Here is a 17,539-nt window from a genome sequence, read left to right on the forward strand (position 1 = left end):
CCCTGCGGGCAAAGTAATGTGTCACGGTTATTGGAGATCTACACCGGCCTGCTGCCAAAAGGTCGCAAGCGTGTTTGTCGTTAACTGGTTTTCGCGGGTTACTGGCGACACAACTGCCGACTCAACGTTCTGATGCCATTCACGTAAGCGAGTAATCCAAACATTGTCTTTATTTCTTACCGCTGTTACTGACCCGCCGTGTGCCAACGCGATATGCTCACTGCACAACACCGGAAGCGAAGCCGCCTGGTAATGCAGCAGGGGCAAATTATCTTTGAAGCGGTTTTCATCATTGTTGAGACGAAACAGCACCGCCAGATTGACTTGCAGGGATATGATGTCATCAGCGCTCACTAGCACAGAGTGCGTTCGATGTATTTCACTCACACCGGCAAACCAACCGGCGGGAACATCACCACGAATGACCCAATCGATAAATCCCGCGGTTTCGTTGATGACAGGGGCAAAGAAGCGCTTATCAGCATCACTTAATTGCAGAGTGTCACATAAGACCCGCAGTTTCGTGCCGCGTGGGGCGACTCCTAACTGCAGTTTTGGCATGACCACCAACGATGGCAGGGAATAGACCGTTTGCTTACGTTTTTGCAGCCAGAGTTTTAATTCTTCGTTGCATACCAGCCAGCCTGCGAGCCAATCGGCATGCAACAGTCCCTGGACCGCTTGTTGATTGATGCCAGCCTCAGGTAAGCAATACGTCTGGCAACCGGTCATGGTGGTAATCGACTTAAGATGCCCCAGTTGGCGTTCGCCCACCTCCGCCGATATGATCAGCATGTCTGGCTGTAAGCGCACCAACACCCAAGGCGCGAGGGCATCATATGTGAGCAACGCAATCTGTTGTTGCTGCGCCATCGCGCTCAGTATCTCTCCCAGGTAAGCGCTGGCGGGCATGCCGTTATCTCCCTGTACCCAAACGACGCGTGGGATGTTTGCCTGGGTGAATGCTGGCCACATTTGCTTGACGCTTTCATCAACCGTGAAGGGTTCGCCATACAGAGAATGACTGGGGTGATAGCCAGGGTCACAGAATAGACTTCTGCCCCATTGCTGCTGAAGATGCGAAGCCTCGACAGAAGATGGATTAAATCCACGCGCATCAGCATCAGTTGCGACCACACTATGGGGCGTCCAGATGGACAGGTAACCGGCTTGCGCGACCTTGAGGAAAAAATCGATTTCCGCCAGAGCAATGTCGCCATAACTCTCGTTCAGTCCCTTCATCTCATGCCAGCATGTTTGGCGAACCACCAGGCATTGCCCATCTAACAGGCGAGAATAACGGTCACTTTGCAGGAAACCGGCGGCGATCATCGAATCCCAACGTTCGCCCTTACCAATGTGCCCGGCAAGGCCACGATAACCACCAATGATGCCAGCCGACAGGATATGCTGCTCCGTATGGATCAGTTTTGGACCAACCACAGCCACTTCCTGACGCTGAGCGTGATTCATCAGCGCAGAAAGCCAGTTATCACTAAAGAAAATCAGGTGAGGTTCGATAAAGCAAAGAAACTCGCCTTTGGCGTGTTGCGAAGCATGATTGCGTAATATTACAGGCTGCCAGCCGACAGCAAGATTAATCACCCGGATACGCGCAGGATCAATGCTTGCGAGTCCCTCCAGCCATGTATTGATCGTGCTATCACTATGTTGATGATTGATCACCAGCAATTCGGTATTTGCCCATGCGTTATATTGCAGCAAACTGGTGATTGCACGTTCAAGAGCCGCCAGTTTGTTGCCCGCCAGCAGTATTAAAGAAACCAAGGGTTGCGCTCGATGAGCGTACACAACACGCATCGGCAAACCGGGTTGTACCTCTACGGTGGCCGTCGGATAACCTCGTTGGATCGTCAACGCGTTTAGCGCCTGAGCAGCCTCATCACTCTCCTCGGTGTGCACTTGCGGCTGCGGCAAAATACAGATCAGGTCTGGATAATGCCGAATAGCCATAACACCGGCATGGAGATAAAGTTGTTGCAGCACGCTAACGTCCAGTGCCTGCGTTAAATGGGCTGTATCCAGCCATTGAGCGAATGCACTTCGCGCCAGCAGGCAGCGTTTGAGATAGATCTCGGGTGCATTACTGAACAGATCCCAATCCCATTGCGGTTTGAGATGTGGAACCGGCTCACCGTTAGCATCAAGCCATAACTCGTCGGCATACACCGCCTGCACTTGCGCCTGACTCGCAAGGAAATGTGCCAGGCCCGGCCAGCACTCAGCGCTATAAAAACCACCAGCAGGAATACACTGCAACCAATCAAAAGTATCCTCAGCAACCTGCCGTGCCAACCACCCTCGCCAATGCGTCAGTGCAACAACCTCAACACCTTGCCTTGCGGCATCCTGACGCGATGAAACAATGACAACAGCCACGTAAGCAGGACGTTCAGCCAGCGTATCAAGCGTTAACGACAAGCGTTCGGGATGTTCAGCATCATCAAAAATCGTGATAAGCAAACGAGGCATCTGCGTAAATTGCAGTTTGCTTTTCAGCGCAGGTGTCAAACTTCGGTTCACCAACCAATTTTCCAGGCGTCCTTCCCAAACCGTTTGCTGAAATTCTCTGGCTGCCTGCTGTGAAGAGCTCACCAGATGGTCAAGCTGTGACGCAGTCTGTTTACGGCGCTCAAGTAACACATCATGCATCTCTCCGATGTTACTGCGCACCCGCTCCAGGGTCCCAGGTTTGTCATCCCAACAATAGCCTAATCCATTTAGATCATTGATCGTTGCGGGTGTTACCGCATGCTGTTCATAGCCCCTGGCCGTCAACGCCACTACCGGACAACCACAGAGTACGGCTAGCAATCCTGTTCCCGAGGATTCATAGGTGTATAACGTACGGGTAGTTTTGAGTGTTTCGGCGAGTTGTGGCAACGATAACGGATTACGCATGGAGAGAATCTGTATATCCGCAGGCAATGACGCGAAATCAACGGCAGATTCTGGAACTCGATTCAGGTACAGCACATCACGATTACGTTTACGCTGCTCATCACAAAACAGGTCAAGGTCATAACACTCAATATTGAGAATATTGGCGTGGTGGTGCTTTGCAGCGAACTCCGGTCGATACCAATAAAAGAGGTCGCCCACCTTGTCTTGTAATGTATTGCCATTAATTGCCGACTCACGGTTCAACATATATCGCACCACGACCGGAGCCTGATGTGGATTCCCGCTGACAACTTCTGGATAAACAGCAATAAACAGGCCGCCGCGCAAACGGTAGTCACGCAACTCTTTCCCGGTCACCGCCGGGGTATTCCATTCTGGATTGACCTTACAATTCACCATCCATGCGCGTCTGCCACTTTCATTTAACAGATGGCACAAGCGATGCATAACCTGCACGCCAGCAGAAGAGTCGCGGTAATCTGGCGCGATAATGAAATAAGGGAAATTTTCGTCCTGAATAGTCGTCATCATGGTTACGCGTATATTGAGCGGCAAGTGTTGCCGGGCAAATTTTCTCTATAGTAGCCATGACAGGTGACAACCAATCCCCAAAACAGAGGGCAAAAACGCGGCATTTTTCATATCAAAGGAAACAGGCTGGATGGGATACCCAGCCTGCGTGACACAGTAATCAGGCGCTCCAGGCTTTGAGCCAGTTATCAACATGGGTGCCTTTGAGCATCCACTCTTCACGCACCTGCCGCTGGAGGGCGAGACCGGTTCGTTCACTTTCATTCAGGTCATTAAGATGCATACGGATCGCATCGACCCAATCTTTGAAGCGATTTTTCACGCGGGTCACCGGTAGGTTAGTGTGGCGATAACATTGGACATCGCTGCACACCACCGGGATGCCACAAGCGCCATACTCCATCAAGCGCAGATTGCTTTTGCAATCGTTGAAGATATTATCCTCTACCGGTGCCAGAGCCAGATCCAGATTCAGTGCAGCCAGCGTGGCCGGATAAAGACTGATGTCTACACCTGAATGATGTTCATGCACGTAAGGGCGCAGTTTCTCCGGGCACATCCCCATGAACACCCATTCCACTTCGTTGGCAAGCGCTTTGACCACATCCGCTATCATTTCCAGATCCCCCTGATGACTGGAGCCACCAGCCCAGCCGACACGAGGTTTACGCCCTTGCCCACGTAGACTGTGTAGCTCTCCCCACCAGTTAACCGGCAAACGGTTAAGCACCACCTGAATATCAGGGTGGAAAGACGACAGGGCCTCTGCCAATGGCGGTGTCGACACCACGAAGCGGTCAAAATAGCTCAGGCTTTTACGTAAATGCCCCGATACTTCCTGCCGGAAATTGGCGCGGTTGTAGTGTTTCATGGGCAAATTAAGAATATAGTCATCCAGCTCAAACACTTTGAACATTTCGGGAATCTTACCGGCACGCTCAATCCAGGTATGGAAGGCAGGTGCATACCGGCGCTGGATAATCAAACTGTCTGGACGATACTGTGCCACCTCACTCAGGTTAAGCAATGAGAGAGAGGCGTTACCCTGTGCCTTGCCTTCCATTTGCATCGCGTGCAAGGGTTGCAGCATACGATAGTGACCGCAACCCGCCGTATCTGAGTGGTGGAGTAACAGCTGTGGTAAACCCGCACTTCTCACTGGCTGCCAGCACATTTCACTGTCATTGCTGATATCAAAATGTCGACCACGTTGCGACAGGTTGGTGTTATACGCAGGGTCGCGTCCAACTAACGGTAACCAGCGCTGCAACAGCAAATCCTCTTCCTGTTGCTTGAGTCGCGCCGCAGCCTGGATCGACACGCCCGCAAACGGACGTTTTCGATCTGCCGCCCGCAATACACGGGCATAGGGCGTCCACACTGTCAGATAGCCTTGATTTCGGGCGCGCAGGCAAAGATCAACGTCACTGAATAGCGTCAGGGTTTCATCGAAACCATTCAGAGCGGCAAACACCGTAAAACGAACCAGCATAAAGTCGCCCGATACGGCACTGTAGTTTTGATCGAGATGTAGGCGTCCTAGCGCAGACGGGGCCTTATCGTCATGGCCGCGAAATACATCGCCAGCGATGCCATTAACACCCAGGACAAAGCCCGCATGGCGCACTTTATTATCTGCCGACAGTTGCTTGCCTCCCACAATCGCCACTTCCGGGCGTTGCGCATGATTGAGCAAATTCGCCAGCCACTCGCCATCCGTAATCGCTAGCTCACTGTGCAAAAACATCAGGTATTCGCCCTGTGCATGTTCTGCTGCCAGATTCGCCATTGCGCCCTGATGCCATTCACCGTCGTAACGCACGACGCGGATACGTTCTACATCAACGGTTGCAATCGCCTCAAGCCAGTTATCGCGGTCCTGGCTATGCTGATTGTCAGCCACGATCATCAACTCGTAATGCTGATAACGTGTCTTCTCCATCAATGTTGTGACACAGGTGATCAACGCCGCCAGGCTTTCCCCGGCCAGAATGATTATGGAAACCTTGGGTTGATCAGCATGGTTATAGCGCAGCCGATAGTTGTAGTAGCCATCAAGCGCAATTTCCGCCTCTGCATAACCACGGTTGTGCAGATGGCGCTGGATAATCTGTGCATCCTGCGCAATATCTCGTGGTCGAAGATGAGCTGTCAGAAGTGGTTCCGCGAGGTGACCGACGACATTCAACCCCTGCGATTCAATCAGTTTGACGATCAGATCCAGTTCAGCTGACTGGTTAAAATTGATGTCAAACCCTTCTGCTGCGAGTAACAGTTCACGACGAAATAGCCAGTGTCGTGCCATGGACTTCGGTGAACTGAGCAACATATCCAGATTGAAATCAGGTCGGAATGCCAGACCTGCGGGTTGCTGTTCAATATAGAAATACTCATCTGCATACAGCGCCAACACGTCATCCCGTGATGGCAAAGTGGTAGACAACGCCATTAGCCCGGAGAGATTAAAACGTATTCCGGCCTCAACACACATCAACCAAGTGTACGACTGCTCAGCAATGAGCTGGTTAATTACCGCAAGTCGGGATTCAGCTGATGCAGGCCAGGCTGGGGCTCCCTGCGTATTGTCAGTTACCTCACCGACCAATAAAGGGGTAAGTACCAATAATGGCGAAGAAAAATCACTCAGGGATGTTAACGTGTCATTCAGCTGCTCTACATTTTCAGGCGTGACGATAATGATGATCGCAAGGCTCGCAGGCTGTGGTGCACGATCGCTCAACTGTTCCAGCGCCGCCTGGTGAACCGGCTTCAGACTCCGTACCGCATTCCAGTGAAAAAGCGTACTGAGACTGAGTGCATGATATTGCAACTGCCTGACATTATGCTGCGTAAATGCCGCTGGCTGTGATAAGGGCGCAACAGAGATGAGCTCTGATGGCCCTTTTGCGCTGCTCTGCCAGGATGCTTGCCGCAAAAACTGAATCACTCTCTCTCGCGACGTCCGAGCCGGCTCGTCATCCTCGATCTGATGAGGTTGAGGATGGACATCAGAAACGCGTACTGCGCAGAGTGGGGTCGGGAACCAAACCACATCACCCTGTGCTAACAATTTGCTATACAAAACCAGTGCACCTGCTGGTGCTAATGTTTCATTCTCAAGGGTGAACAGCGCCTCTGGTTCTGGCATCAGTGCCAACAGGCACTCCCGCCTGATTAAGGTCGCACTGAGGTCACCGATCAGGTTGTAGCTGAGACGACATTGATAACGCAGCAGGTCGGTACCCTTTACCAGCCCCGGTTGTGGCAAAAATGCCGCTGTGGATAACGTATCCGCCACATCCTCACCGCCTGCATCAAGTCGCTTACGTTTGGAGACAGCCAGCACCGCCTGAGGCAGGCTTTCTAACGCCTGGACCATCGTTGAAACACATTGAGGTGCCAATTGATCGGCAAAACTCAGCAACTTTATGTATTTGCCTTGTGCCGAATGGATCGCTTCAGCCAGTGCTGTTGAGTACCCTGCTGGAAAGATTAAGTGCCTGACGGTATGTCCTGGCTGATTGAGATAAGGTTGTAACCGTTGACCAATAAACTGTTTGCCACTGGTATCGGAGACCAGAATCTCACAATGCGGATAGTCCTGTGCCAGGGCGCTTTTAAGCGCTCCCTCCAGCCATACGGGAACGTGTGCAGTGATAATAATGCTGACAAGTGGAGAGTGATTCATCAGAGGCCCTTCGCTGGAATACGTTGCGCCAGCACTCTTTGTCAGGCGCAGAAAGACGAGTATTCCTCATGATAAAGAGCCTCTCTGGATTCAATCCGTCGAGCAACACCGTGAATCGCTGCCTATTCATACCGTTTTGGTCAGCAATCAGGCGCTGCTGAATGTCAGATGGACGGTGATTTTGGCGAAAGTTTTAAGAAACGCATAACACCCGGACGTCGCTCGGAAGTCAGTAGTAAACGGTTGTCGTCGGTTAAATCACGCAGTTCAGCCAGATGGAGTGTGGCACGCTCGACAGGTTTAAGCAGCTCGAGGTCAAAAAACTGACTTGCTGTGCGCAATAACCTTGTATAACGTGGCAAAAAATCATCAACCCAATGATGAATTTCAATAATAACAGTACAGGATTGCAGCAACGAAAGTGTTTTTTCGCTCAACAATTCAAACTCAAACCCTTCAATATCCACCAGTACAAACGCGTTGTTCCTTTGCTCCGCAGGTAGCGCGGCCAGACTCTTCTCAGTCGCCTCACCAAAAATACGCAATTCACCGGGTGAACCATTGTTTTGCCAGTTTTTGGAGATGACTTCGCGTCCTTTTTCCGTTATTTCAAAGCAAGATGTCTTGTTAAATTTACCGGAAAGCAGCATCCCAATAGCATAATATCCATCAGCAGCACCAATATCGATAAATCGACTGTACTGATCGGGATTTATTTCTCCGACAATATCAAGAATCTCTTTTTCATATAAACCCAGACATTGTGACGCAAGATCAAGCTTACCCCACCAGGTATTACGATCGAGTTTCATACCGGTAAAAGGACCGTATTTAACATGGCCCTCTAACTGTTCAAAGACTTCAAGTGAAATACGCTCCTGGCGTTCCCGAATCGTCTCCGTACGCCATTGTTCCCGCTGCGCTGCTGTCGATTGGGTTGCACGCATCAGCATGGGTTCGAAATAGCGACTTTCACCAGTAATAAAATCTTCAATGTCTCTCATGTCTTTTCTCTTTGATAAAATGCCCGGAAATGCCTTGATTTATAACGCCTGTAATATACGCTTGCGTTCAGCATCATCTTCTTCACGGCTATAGTCCGCAACAGTACAAGAAGCACAAATTCCTTTTTTCAAGCCAAAATCAAATAACCCTTTACGGAAATTACTGAGCATTTTCCCAGCATAGATGTCATAGATTGACAACGTCTGTAAACTCCCTGCTGAAGCAAGATTAGTCTTGTCATCAAGAAAACTTTCGCAGCAAGGTTGTACCGTACCGTCATAGAAAATGGTGAATTCTCTAAATGGCTTCACACAGGGCTGCGTACGAATCGCACTGCTCGCAACATGTTCTGTTAATAATCCCGCGCGATTTGTGCCGCTTTTGCGCCAGTCTGGCCATTGAACCTTAATTTTTACGCCCCGCAGGCTGAACTCAATGTTCGTTGACTGCGTCACATCATCTACACTGAAATCGGCAAACAAGTGTTCACAACCCAATCGCTCGACAATTTTATGCACTCGCCGACAAATGGAGGATGCACTTTGTATGACGTTCGCATTGGGATGTAACGTCACACATATGGCATCCAGTCCACTTTCAGCCAAGGTAGCCAGGCGCTCACTGTCCAGATAATCCCCATTACTGTTAAATGCCACATGCGTATAGGGTAACGTGCGTTTTATCAAAGCAATTTTGCTTTCCAGTGCCAGGTCCATTAACGGTTCGTTATAAAGATTTAACGAGATGCGATTCTCATAACGAACGGCCGCCAGTTCATGACAGATCTTTTCTAATAAAGTCTGGTCCATGAAGCGTTGCACTGACTGACGATTTGAAAAACTTACCGGGCAATAATCGCATTTCCGGTTACAACTGTATGAGAGCTCCAGGTTGACGATTTCAACGTGTCGTTTGAACATGATTTGTTTCTGAATATCCGTCAGTAGCGCACTGCGACGATTATCTAACAAATTCATAATGCTTTCGTCTGAACCGAAACTGATCTGATCGAAATAGTTCATTGAAACTCTCCTGCTTATCCCCTCCGGTTTGACAAGTTATCTGCTCTTACCGAAGCCAGAATGGGATGACTCTGCTAAAGTGCCAGGAGGGATCCGGGCGGTTAAATGAGGTTAAAATTAACACCGGGTAAACCTTTTCAATCGTGAGATAAAGGCCTAATTCACGCCTATTTGCCGCCTACGTATTCACCCTGGTGAGCGTGTTCTGGCTTGCAGAAAGCAAAAAACGAAGGGTGTATAAACACCCTTCGTTTACGTTAATCAGATTCAGTAACTCGTTATGCCAGACAAGTCTGTTTGGATAACGCCTGTTACGCTGATTAGCCTTGCAGCAGAGACAGAACCTGCTGAGGTACGGCGTTAGCTTTCGCCAACACGGAGTTACCTGCCTGCTGGATGATCTGTGCTTTAGACATGTTCGACACTTCTGTTGCGTAGTCCGCATCCTGGATACGAGACTGCGCTTCCGACAGGTTCGTCGTGGTGTTGTTCAGGTTGGTGATAGCAGAGTCCAGACGGTTCTGCACCGCACCCAGGCTTGAACGGTAGGTATCAACTTTAGCGATAGCTTTGTCCAGCAGCGCCAGCGGGTCAGCAGTTGCTGCGCCAGAGAATTCTGTGGTTGCAGTCACGCCACCGGTAGAGCTCAGTTCGATACCTGAAGTTGCGCCAGAAGTCGCAGCAGTTGCATCGGAGCTGTTTGCCAGCAGGCCAGAAGACACGCTGTAGTTTTTGTCCTGGATGGTGACGTAGGCAGTTGCGTTGCCGCTGCTGTCGGTGCCAACTTTAATCAGCTGACCGCTCTGTACCGCGCCGTTAGTGGCGATACCGTTAGATTCGTCACCGTAAGAAACGTCGGTGGTGTTCAGTTCAACTTTACCGGCATCTGCACCGCTGTTATCAACAGATACAGAGTAGTAATCGCTGCCAGACTGAACAACATATTCGTTGGTGCCAGAGATCTGGTGCAGAGACAGAGTACCGCTGCTCACGCCCAGTTTGGTTGCTACGTCTGACATGTCAACATCAGTCATCACGCCGCCAGTATCGGCAACCTGAGTAACCGCGTCGGTCACATCCAGAGAGTTTTTAGAAACAGAGAAGCCGCTCAGACCCAGAGTTGAAGAGTCGATCTGCTCCAGGTTGATGTCGATGGTTTCGCCATCGTTAGAACCAACCTGAATGCTCATTGAGCCGTTTTTAGACAGCACGTTCACGCCATTGAAAGTGGTCTGGTCAGACACACGGTCGATTTCATCCAGACGTGATTTGATTTCGTCCTGGATTGAAGACAGGTCGGAATCAGAGTTGGTACCGTTCTGCGCCTGTACGGTCAGTTCACGGATACGCTGTAAGTTGTTGTTGATTTCAGACAGTGCGCCTTCAGTAGTCTGCGCAGCAGAGATACCGTCGTTGGCGTTACGAGCTGCCTGAGTCAGGCCGTTGATGTTAGAAGTGAAGCGGTTAGCAATTGCCTGGCCCGCTGCGTCATCTTTAGCGCTGTTAATACGAAGACCAGAAGACAGACGCTCAATAGAAGTAGACAGAGCAGACTGGTTCTTGTTGATGTTGTTCTGAGTGATCAGCGAGAGGCTGTTGGTATTAATGACTTGGGCCATGATAAATATTCCTGTTAATCAAGTCTTTCGGTTAAGGTGTGGGCTTCAACCCGCCGGCTTCAGCGCCGTCAAAGTTGTTATCGTCTGCCCTTAAACAACCTTTAGATTTTTTTTAGTACCAGGCAAAAATTTTTGTCTTCAGCCTGTCACGCTTATGTTTATCGCCCGACCCGCAGACTTCTTTAGATATAAATGATCACTTTTCTAGCGTCAGAAATACCCTTCTCTATATGCGCTATTCGCTTTATTACTCGCAGGTAAATAATTTTAAACTTTCCCCATCGAAAGCCGATAACCCCGGTATTCACTCTCCGTGTCGACATAAAAAGGAAACAACATGGCAAGTATCTCTACCCTGGGTGTCGGTTCAGGCCTCGATTTAAGTAGCATTCTGGATAGTCTGGAAACCGCCGAAAAAGCGTCATTAGATCCTATCTCTACTCAGCAGACGGCTTATACCGCCAAGCTGAGCGCTTACGGTACGTTGAAAAGCGCATTGACCACTTTCCAGACCGCGAATACCGCATTGAATGACGCGGATCTTTTCACTGCGACGTCTGCCACCAGCAGTTCCAGTGCCTTTAGCGCCACGACATCTGGCAGCACAGTAGCCGGAAACTACACCATTAGCGTGTCACAGCTGGCGCAGGCACAAACCCTGACTTCAGCAACACAGACCAGCAACAGCACCGCGCTGGGCGACAGCTCTGCCAGCAGCCGTACGATGACCATTACTCTGGTGGATGGCACCAGTAAAGACATCACCCTGACCAGCGATCAGACGTCATTGACGGGTATGCGTGATGCCATCAACAGTGCCGATGCCGGTGTTACCGCCACCATTATTAAAACCGGTGATAGCAGCTATCGCCTGTCACTGACGTCGTCAGAAACCGGCAGCGATTATGCCGTTAGCAGCATCAGCGTGACCGGCGATGACACCCTGCAAGGCATCGTAGGATATGACTCAACCTCCAGCAGCAACGCCATGACGGAAAGCGTCACGGCTCAGAACGCCAAGCTGACGGTAAACAACGTTGAAATTGAGAACAGCAGCAACACCATCAGTGATGCGCTGGAAGGCATTACGCTCAAACTCAATGACACCACCACCGGTAACGCGACATTAAGCATCACCAAAGACTCGTCGAAAGCGCAAAGCGCGATTGAGAGCTGGGTTGATGCCTATAACACCCTGCTGACGCAGTTCGACACTCTGACCAAATATACCGCAGTGGATGTCGGTTCAGATTCACAGGACTCCAGCAACGGCGCGCTGCTCGGTGACAGCACCCTGCGTACCATTCAGACGCAGCTGAAAAGCATGCTGACCAATGCGCAGAGCAGCTCAACCTATAAAACGCTGGCGCAGATCGGTATTACCACTGATCCGACATCCGGTCAGTTGGAGCTGGACTCCGATACCCTCGAGAGCGCCCTGACCAGCGACCCGGATGGCGTGAAAGAGATGATCGTTGGCGATGGCACCACCACGGGCATCACCACCACCATCGCCACCAACCTGACCAGCTGGCTTTCTACCACCGGTATCGTTCAGGCGGCCACCGATGGCGTGAGTAAAACCCTGAATGATCTGACCGATCAGTACAACGATATGAGTACGCGTATCGATAACCTGATCGCGCGTTATAAAACACAGTTTACTGCCCTCGATGTTTTGATGAGTCAGTTAAACAGTACCAGTAGCTACCTGACACAGCAGTTTGATTCTTCAAGCAGCTCCAGCACGACGACCAGTAGCTCATCCTCATAAGGAGTGATTCATGTATAGCGCAAATGGCACCCAAGCCTATGCCAAAATCGGCGTTGAAAGCGCCGTCATGAGCGCCAGCCAGCAGCAACTGGTGGTTATGCTGTTTGACGGTGCGCTCAGTGCACTGGTACGCGCCCGTCTGTTTTTGCAGGACGGAAATATGGAGGGCAAAGGCCTGTCGCTCTCTAAAGCGATCAATATTATCGAAAACGGACTCAAACAGGGTCTGGCAGAAGGCAGCGGTGATGAACTCACCGATAACCTGTTAGGGCTGTACGCCTACATGGTTCGCCGTCTGTTACAGGCCAATCTGCGTAATGACGTAGAAGCCATCGAAGAAGTTGAAGGGCTGCTACGTAACATCGCTGATGCCTGGAAAGAAGTCGCTCAACCTCAACACCTTCAGGACGCCGTTTAATGACTATCGCACCGCATCTGATTGCCATTTACCAGCAGTTACTCGATCTCAGCCAGGGAATGCTGCGCCTTGCCGCAGACGGCGAATGGGATGAATTAATCACCAAGGAGATGGAATACGTTAGTGCGGTGCAACAGTTGGCACGATCGACGCAAGATAACGCACCTTCGCTGCAAACTCAGGAGCAACTGCGCCCGGTATTACGCCATATCCTTGACAATGAGAGTGAAGTCAAACGCCTGTTACAGGCACGTCTGGATGAACTGGCACAACTGGTTGGACAATCATCACGGCAGAAAACCATGATGAGCGCCTACGGCAAGCAAGGCAGCGTATTGGTACCACGTCAGTCAGTCTGAGTGTTACCTGAAGTAGCGGCAGCGAAACCTCTTTCCCTGCCGCTATTTTTTCAACGATTAATTCTGTGCGGCACTCTGCGTCGGACGCAAAATCTCAGGTTCAATATTCTGAATCACATCGTCATTTGGCCGTGCGGCGACTTCTTTTAATGCCTGCTGACATTCAACCGTTGGACGGTCCACTTTACGCATCCGCAAGCCATCGTAACGCAGCTCACCATTATTTAATCTCAGCGGCATCACACGCACCTGCCGTGTCACGTTAACCCACTGGTCATCCAGACGAGTCAGCTTGCCGGGTTTGGCAATAACGCGTTGCCATTGGCGGCAATCAAGCGTATCGCCCTGTGCGCCAATAATCAGACTGCCCATTGCCTGGTCGCTTACCAGCTTGCGTTGGGGACCGACCGTTTGCCAGTAGCCCTGCAATTCCGCTGGCGCGGGCGTCTTAACCGCCGCTTCATAATTGTTGATTTGCGCACACCCGGTCAGCGCCAGCGCGGCCAGTACCATCCACTTTTTCATCATTCGATCCCTACACTCGCTTCAATGGCGGCTACGTTATAATTTTTCCAGGGCGTTGCGCAAGGTATCTGCACAGGATCTGGCTGGTTCCTGACAAGCTGACGCATGCGCGCTACACTACGCGCCGAGTTTATTAGCAGGAACCTCCGCATGAAAACGCCAGAACAATATTACGCCCAGGCTCGAGAAATGTTTTTTGCCGCCCATCCTGATTTCCAGGCGGCGCTGGATGAATTGACAGAGAATGATGCGCAGCAAGCGGGCATGACCCTGACTGCGCTGCGCCAGTGGCACGCAGAACGTATCTATGCCGCATTCTTACGCCAGAAGAACCTCGACGGCATGCTGTTTTCTATTCAGCTTGCCGAACCGGATAAAGCGGTGGCCGCAGAGGCCATCGAAACCTACCTGAAATCCCACGCGGCGGCGTTAGGTATGACGTGGGAAGAGTTCTGTATTAAGAACGAACTTTAAACACTTCAGTTTTGCGTGGTCGCGATTTCACACCTCGTACCACTCAAAATGATCAGGATAAAGTTGTACAAGGACGAAAAACTTGTATAAGTTAGTTCTACGACTTCGGTCGTAGATTGTCCTTGAACGAATGGTGCTTTTGCACCGCCTCTGGAGGTGTTGCTGGATTTCCACCTCCAGAGGTTCTATTTTTTCACTTACTCTTCACGTTCTAGCGCCTTCACTTCGACATAACGCGCCACTGCCAACAGGCGATTGATATGGGTCAACAGCAGATCCACATCAGACTGCAAAAACTCTTCAGAGGAGCGAGACGCGGTGACAATCGCATCCTGTACCGTTTCACTGATGGTCAGCGAATTATCCTGCTTTGCCTGAATCAATAACGCGGCCAGCAACAGCGACTGCGCTTCGACCTGTGCCATCAGCTCTTTCGCTTCCACATCCATCTTTGCCATCTTAAGTAAAATATCGACGACCAACTGGCGCATGCTTCCCCTCCTGGCGTGAAAAAGTGACGTGGTGAGAGACAGGTCGAAAAAATTATCAGCTTTCCCCTTCCTGCCGCTTGATACTGTTTTTATTTACAGTAATATGACGCTCTGATTGATTAAATGGAATGCCCTGAATGTTTGTGGAGCTGATTTACGACAAGCGCAACGTCGCAGGATTACCCGGTGCGCGCGAAATGATCTTGCAGGAACTGGAAAAACGCGTGCAGCGGGTATTTCCGGAGCTTGAGGTACGGGTCAAACCGATGGAACGGAACGCCATTGAGACCGATATGAGTAAAAATGATAAAGCCACCCTGGCACGCATCATCGAGGAGATGTTCGATGAAGCCGATATGTGGCTGGTGGCCGACTAAATCACCGCGTTGGTGGCTTAGCGCTCCTGCTCGTTATGATTGACGGCGATTTCCAAATCCTGAATCGCCTGATCAATATCATCCAGCAGTTTTCCCTGCTTATTAATCAACGTATCGAATCGTGCGGCATACTCTTTGTCTTTATACTCACCGGCATCAAACGCCAGCCAGTGACTGGAAAGAGTTTCGGTGTTGGTCTGCGCATAGTGACGCATCTCTTTTAGCTGTGAGGTGACATCACGCAGGTAGTCAGTTTTGGTTTTGATTGCCTCTGAATCACTCATGCTATATTCCTTTTCTGTGAAATTACCCATTTAAATAACGCTTCAGTGATTAAAGGTAGTTAAATATATCGACAATGCATTAGGAATAATCGGATCTGACTTTTCTACTGAGGCTGAAACCCTCGCTGCCGTGTGCCGGCCAGGCAAATGACTCGCCGAAAAGTATCAATGCAAAAAACCCGCTCACAGGCGGGTCAAGTAACACAAAAACTACGGCAAAAATTACAACACGTCGGTCAAGTGATCGACGACAACCCTTCCGTTTACATCGGTTTGCGTAATACGGTAGCTGACATTCCAGGACCGCTGGATGCACAGTTTATCAAACAGGGAGACATGGCCCTTATGTTCACCATTCTTCCCGACAATACGCCATTCGGTAATATCTTCCTGACCGCGATTGTTGAGCCTTTGTATGCTCTGTTCTACTAAGCGATCGCTATCATCAATCTTCAAATAATCACGCAACATTGTGCTCACCTCCCGTTAACGAAGGTCACACTACGCTTTTTATTTGTCGTTTCAATCTAATATTTTTATCGTTGACCGGAATACGGTCGGATGCAGAAAGAATCCGATTTGACGTAAACAGAACAGCGCTTTTTACCCTGTCGAGCGCTTTCAGACGCTTCTCAAGATAAATAATCGCTGTCTGAGACATTTTCCCTGGATGCTCTGTTAATGTAGACCTCACAAAAATAATGTTCCGGAACCTGCCATGCTCTCAACCATCCTTTATCGCAGCCACCTCTGCGACCATGTTCCAGTGAAAAGACTGGAAGACATGGTTGAAAAAGCCAATAGAAATAATGAATTATTGGATGTGACGGGCATTTTATTATTTGACGGGCTGCATTTTTTTCAGTTGCTGGAAGGGCCAACCGATGCGGTACAGTCTATCTATGACCGGATCTGTAAAGACGCCCGCCATCAAAACCTGGTAGAGCTATTGCACGACTATGCCCCGGCGCGCCGTTTTGGCAATACCGGGATGGAACTGTTTGATTTACGCGAACACGATAAAGCCACGGTGTTACAGGCGGTGCTCAATAAAGGAACATCAAAATACCAGCTGACCTTTGAAGACCGGGCATTACGATTTCTGCGAACGTTTGTCGAGGCCGGAGAAAAAGAGAACTATTTCGAAATCCCCCCCGCCAACACCTGGGAATTTATCGCCGACGAGCAGGAAAATTTAATCATCGATGTTCCGCAAGACGCTTCTGTCCAGTGTCATTTTGCTTTCCAGCCGATTATCGACCCCTTTTCACGCGAAGTATTGGCGCTGGAAGCGCTGATTCGCAGTGCTGATGGCGGCTCACCACAAAAGTTTTTTGCCCCATACAGTCGCAAGCAGGCTTATGAGGTTGATCTCAAATGCAAAAGCCAGGCATTTAAGCTGGCAAAGCAGTTCAACATCCCGAAATTAACGCTGTCGATTAATCTGCTGCCGATGTCGCTGGTGATGGTGCCAAATGCGGTGGACTACCTGCTGGAAGAAATTCATGCCAATGGCCTGATCCCGGAGCAGATTGTGGTTGAGGTGACGGAAGATGAGGCCATCTCACGCGCCGACGAATTTACCGCCGCCATTAAACAACTCAAAGCAGCGGGCATCAGTGTGGCCCTCGATGATTTTGGTGCCGGATTTGCCGGCCTGTCACTGTTGGCAAAGTTCCAGCCGGACAAAATCAAAATTGACCGCAGCATTATTAAAGATGTCCACAAAAGCGGGCCTAAACAGGCGATTGTGCATGCCATGATCAAGTGTTGCGCTTCGCTGGAAATTTCCGTGATAGCGGAGGGCGTAGAGCAACCCGAAGAGTGGATGTGGCTGGAGGCGGCAGGAATCAGTAAATTTCAGGGCTTTTTGTTTGCCCGACCACAATTGAACGGCATCCCGGCTGTAGCATGGCCGGAGATACACTAATCACGAAAACTTGCGCAATCCGGGGTCGTGAACTAGCACGGTTAAAAATGCTTGTGATTGGCATCACGATACCAGGCAAATTTTGCCGCACAACCCTGTATTTTTCGGACAAATCTG

At 50.2% G+C, this 17,539-nt stretch carries 15 protein-coding genes; 7 read left to right on the forward strand and 8 right to left on the reverse strand.

Going from position 1 to position 17,539, the window contains the following annotated elements; genetic code table 11:
- Positions 1-27: 27 nt before the first annotated feature.
- From AC6I8R_RS12470 to AC6I8R_RS12490, 5 genes are all read right to left on the reverse strand, one after another.
- Positions 28-3,456: a glycosyltransferase family 2 protein gene (locus AC6I8R_RS12470; RefSeq protein ID WP_497832399.1), complete on the reverse strand. Its 3,429-nt coding sequence runs from the start codon at positions 3,454-3,456 to the stop codon at positions 28-30.
- A gap of 160 nt (positions 3,457-3,616) precedes the next feature.
- Positions 3,617-7,144 carry a glycosyltransferase gene (locus AC6I8R_RS12475; protein ID WP_497832400.1) on the reverse strand — a complete coding sequence of 1,176 codons (3,528 nt, stop codon included), beginning with the start codon at positions 7,142-7,144 and terminating at the stop codon, positions 3,617-3,619.
- Positions 7,145-7,308: 164 nt separating this feature from the next.
- On the reverse strand, positions 7,309-8,148 hold the full coding sequence (locus tag AC6I8R_RS12480) for a hypothetical protein (RefSeq protein ID WP_497832401.1): 840 nt from the start codon (positions 8,146-8,148) through the stop codon (positions 7,309-7,311).
- Positions 8,149-8,187: 39 nt separating this feature from the next.
- Entirely contained in the window at positions 8,188-9,171 is a 984-nt protein-coding gene (locus tag AC6I8R_RS12485; protein ID WP_208724117.1) for a radical SAM/SPASM domain-containing protein, read from the reverse strand.
- 320 nt (positions 9,172-9,491) lie between these two features.
- On the reverse strand, positions 9,492-10,790 hold the full coding sequence (locus tag AC6I8R_RS12490) for a FliC/FljB family flagellin (protein WP_021182883.1): 1,299 nt from the start codon (positions 10,788-10,790) through the stop codon (positions 9,492-9,494).
- A gap of 337 nt (positions 10,791-11,127) precedes the next feature.
- Between AC6I8R_RS12490 and fliD the strand changes: the two genes are divergently transcribed.
- From fliD to fliT, 3 genes are read left to right on the forward strand one after another with little or no spacing between them, the layout of a single operon-like run.
- Entirely contained in the window at positions 11,128-12,564 is a 1,437-nt protein-coding gene (gene fliD, locus AC6I8R_RS12495; protein ID WP_415174481.1) for a flagellar filament capping protein FliD, read from the forward strand.
- A 10-nt stretch (positions 12,565-12,574) separates the two neighbouring features.
- Complete coding sequence (gene fliS / locus AC6I8R_RS12500) at positions 12,575-12,982, forward strand: flagellar export chaperone FliS (protein WP_021182881.1); 408 nt, start codon at positions 12,575-12,577, stop codon at positions 12,980-12,982.
- On the forward strand, positions 12,982-13,341 hold the full coding sequence (fliT, locus tag AC6I8R_RS12505) for a flagella biosynthesis regulatory protein FliT (protein WP_021182880.1): 360 nt from the start codon (positions 12,982-12,984) through the stop codon (positions 13,339-13,341). The genes fliS and fliT overlap by 1 nt, the downstream gene beginning before the upstream one ends.
- A 57-nt stretch (positions 13,342-13,398) precedes the next feature.
- On the opposite strand, the gene yedD is transcribed toward fliT, so the two are convergent.
- Positions 13,399-13,866, reverse strand: coding sequence for a lipoprotein YedD (yedD, locus tag AC6I8R_RS12510; RefSeq protein WP_036624928.1), 468 nt, complete (start codon positions 13,864-13,866; stop codon positions 13,399-13,401).
- Positions 13,867-14,016: 150 nt separating this feature from the next.
- Here yedD and AC6I8R_RS12515 point away from each other — a divergent pair, with 150 nt between their 5' ends.
- Complete coding sequence (locus AC6I8R_RS12515; protein WP_415174479.1) at positions 14,017-14,340, forward strand: DUF6388 family protein; 324 nt, start codon at positions 14,017-14,019, stop codon at positions 14,338-14,340.
- 197 nt (positions 14,341-14,537) lie between these two features.
- Here the strand turns inward: AC6I8R_RS12515 and iraP are convergent, their stop codons facing one another.
- Positions 14,538-14,831, reverse strand: coding sequence for an anti-adapter protein IraP (gene iraP / locus AC6I8R_RS12520; RefSeq protein WP_497832402.1), 294 nt, complete (start codon positions 14,829-14,831; stop codon positions 14,538-14,540).
- A 137-nt stretch (positions 14,832-14,968) separates the two neighbouring features.
- Here iraP and AC6I8R_RS12525 point away from each other — a divergent pair, with 137 nt between their 5' ends.
- A complete protein-coding gene (locus tag AC6I8R_RS12525; RefSeq protein WP_013509539.1) occupies positions 14,969-15,208 on the forward strand; it encodes a DinI-like family protein in 240 nt (79 codons plus the stop codon).
- Positions 15,209-15,225: 17 nt separating this feature from the next.
- Here the strand turns inward: AC6I8R_RS12525 and AC6I8R_RS12530 are convergent, their stop codons facing one another.
- Positions 15,226-15,492 carry a hypothetical protein gene (locus tag AC6I8R_RS12530; RefSeq protein WP_021182875.1) on the reverse strand — a complete coding sequence of 89 codons (267 nt, stop codon included), beginning with the start codon at positions 15,490-15,492 and terminating at the stop codon, positions 15,226-15,228.
- 168 nt (positions 15,493-15,660) lie between these two features.
- Between AC6I8R_RS12530 and AC6I8R_RS12535 the strand changes: the two genes are divergently transcribed.
- A complete protein-coding gene (locus tag AC6I8R_RS12535; protein ID WP_208724114.1) occupies positions 15,661-15,924 on the forward strand; it encodes a hypothetical protein in 264 nt (87 codons plus the stop codon).
- A gap of 286 nt (positions 15,925-16,210) precedes the next feature.
- A complete protein-coding gene (locus AC6I8R_RS12540) occupies positions 16,211-17,422 on the forward strand; it encodes a diguanylate phosphodiesterase (protein ID WP_497832403.1) in 1,212 nt (403 codons plus the stop codon).
- Positions 17,423-17,539 lie beyond the last annotated feature (117 nt).

Source organism: Pantoea sp. X-Soil-OKNW-713 (assembly GCF_059730685.1).

What these genes read in the sequence shown, in the direction of transcription:
- AC6I8R_RS12470 (WP_497832399.1), bottom strand. Translation starts at nt 3,456, where the DNA reads ATGATGACGACTATTCAGGACGAAAATTTCCCTTATTTCATTATCGCG.
- AC6I8R_RS12475 (WP_497832400.1), bottom strand. Translation starts at nt 7,144, where the DNA reads ATGAATCACTCTCCACTTGTCAGCATTATTATCACTGCACACGTTCCC.
- AC6I8R_RS12480 (WP_497832401.1), bottom strand. Translation starts at nt 8,148, where the DNA reads ATGAGAGACATTGAAGATTTTATTACTGGTGAAAGTCGCTATTTCGAA.
- AC6I8R_RS12485 (WP_208724117.1), bottom strand. Translation starts at nt 9,171, where the DNA reads ATGAACTATTTCGATCAGATCAGTTTCGGTTCAGACGAAAGCATTATG.
- AC6I8R_RS12490 (WP_021182883.1), bottom strand. Translation starts at nt 10,790, where the DNA reads ATGGCCCAAGTCATTAATACCAACAGCCTCTCGCTGATCACTCAGAAC.
- fliD (WP_415174481.1), top strand. Translation starts at nt 11,128, where the DNA reads ATGGCAAGTATCTCTACCCTGGGTGTCGGTTCAGGCCTCGATTTAAGT.
- fliS (WP_021182881.1), top strand. Translation starts at nt 12,575, where the DNA reads ATGTATAGCGCAAATGGCACCCAAGCCTATGCCAAAATCGGCGTTGAA.
- fliT (WP_021182880.1), top strand. Translation starts at nt 12,982, where the DNA reads ATGACTATCGCACCGCATCTGATTGCCATTTACCAGCAGTTACTCGAT.
- yedD (WP_036624928.1), bottom strand. Translation starts at nt 13,866, where the DNA reads ATGAAAAAGTGGATGGTACTGGCCGCGCTGGCGCTGACCGGGTGTGCG.
- AC6I8R_RS12515 (WP_415174479.1), top strand. Translation starts at nt 14,017, where the DNA reads ATGAAAACGCCAGAACAATATTACGCCCAGGCTCGAGAAATGTTTTTT.
- iraP (WP_497832402.1), bottom strand. Translation starts at nt 14,831, where the DNA reads ATGCGCCAGTTGGTCGTCGATATTTTACTTAAGATGGCAAAGATGGAT.
- AC6I8R_RS12525 (WP_013509539.1), top strand. Translation starts at nt 14,969, where the DNA reads ATGTTTGTGGAGCTGATTTACGACAAGCGCAACGTCGCAGGATTACCC.
- AC6I8R_RS12530 (WP_021182875.1), bottom strand. Translation starts at nt 15,492, where the DNA reads ATGAGTGATTCAGAGGCAATCAAAACCAAAACTGACTACCTGCGTGAT.
- AC6I8R_RS12535 (WP_208724114.1), top strand. Translation starts at nt 15,661, where the DNA reads ATGCAAAAAACCCGCTCACAGGCGGGTCAAGTAACACAAAAACTACGG.
- AC6I8R_RS12540 (WP_497832403.1), top strand. Translation starts at nt 16,211, where the DNA reads ATGCTCTCAACCATCCTTTATCGCAGCCACCTCTGCGACCATGTTCCA.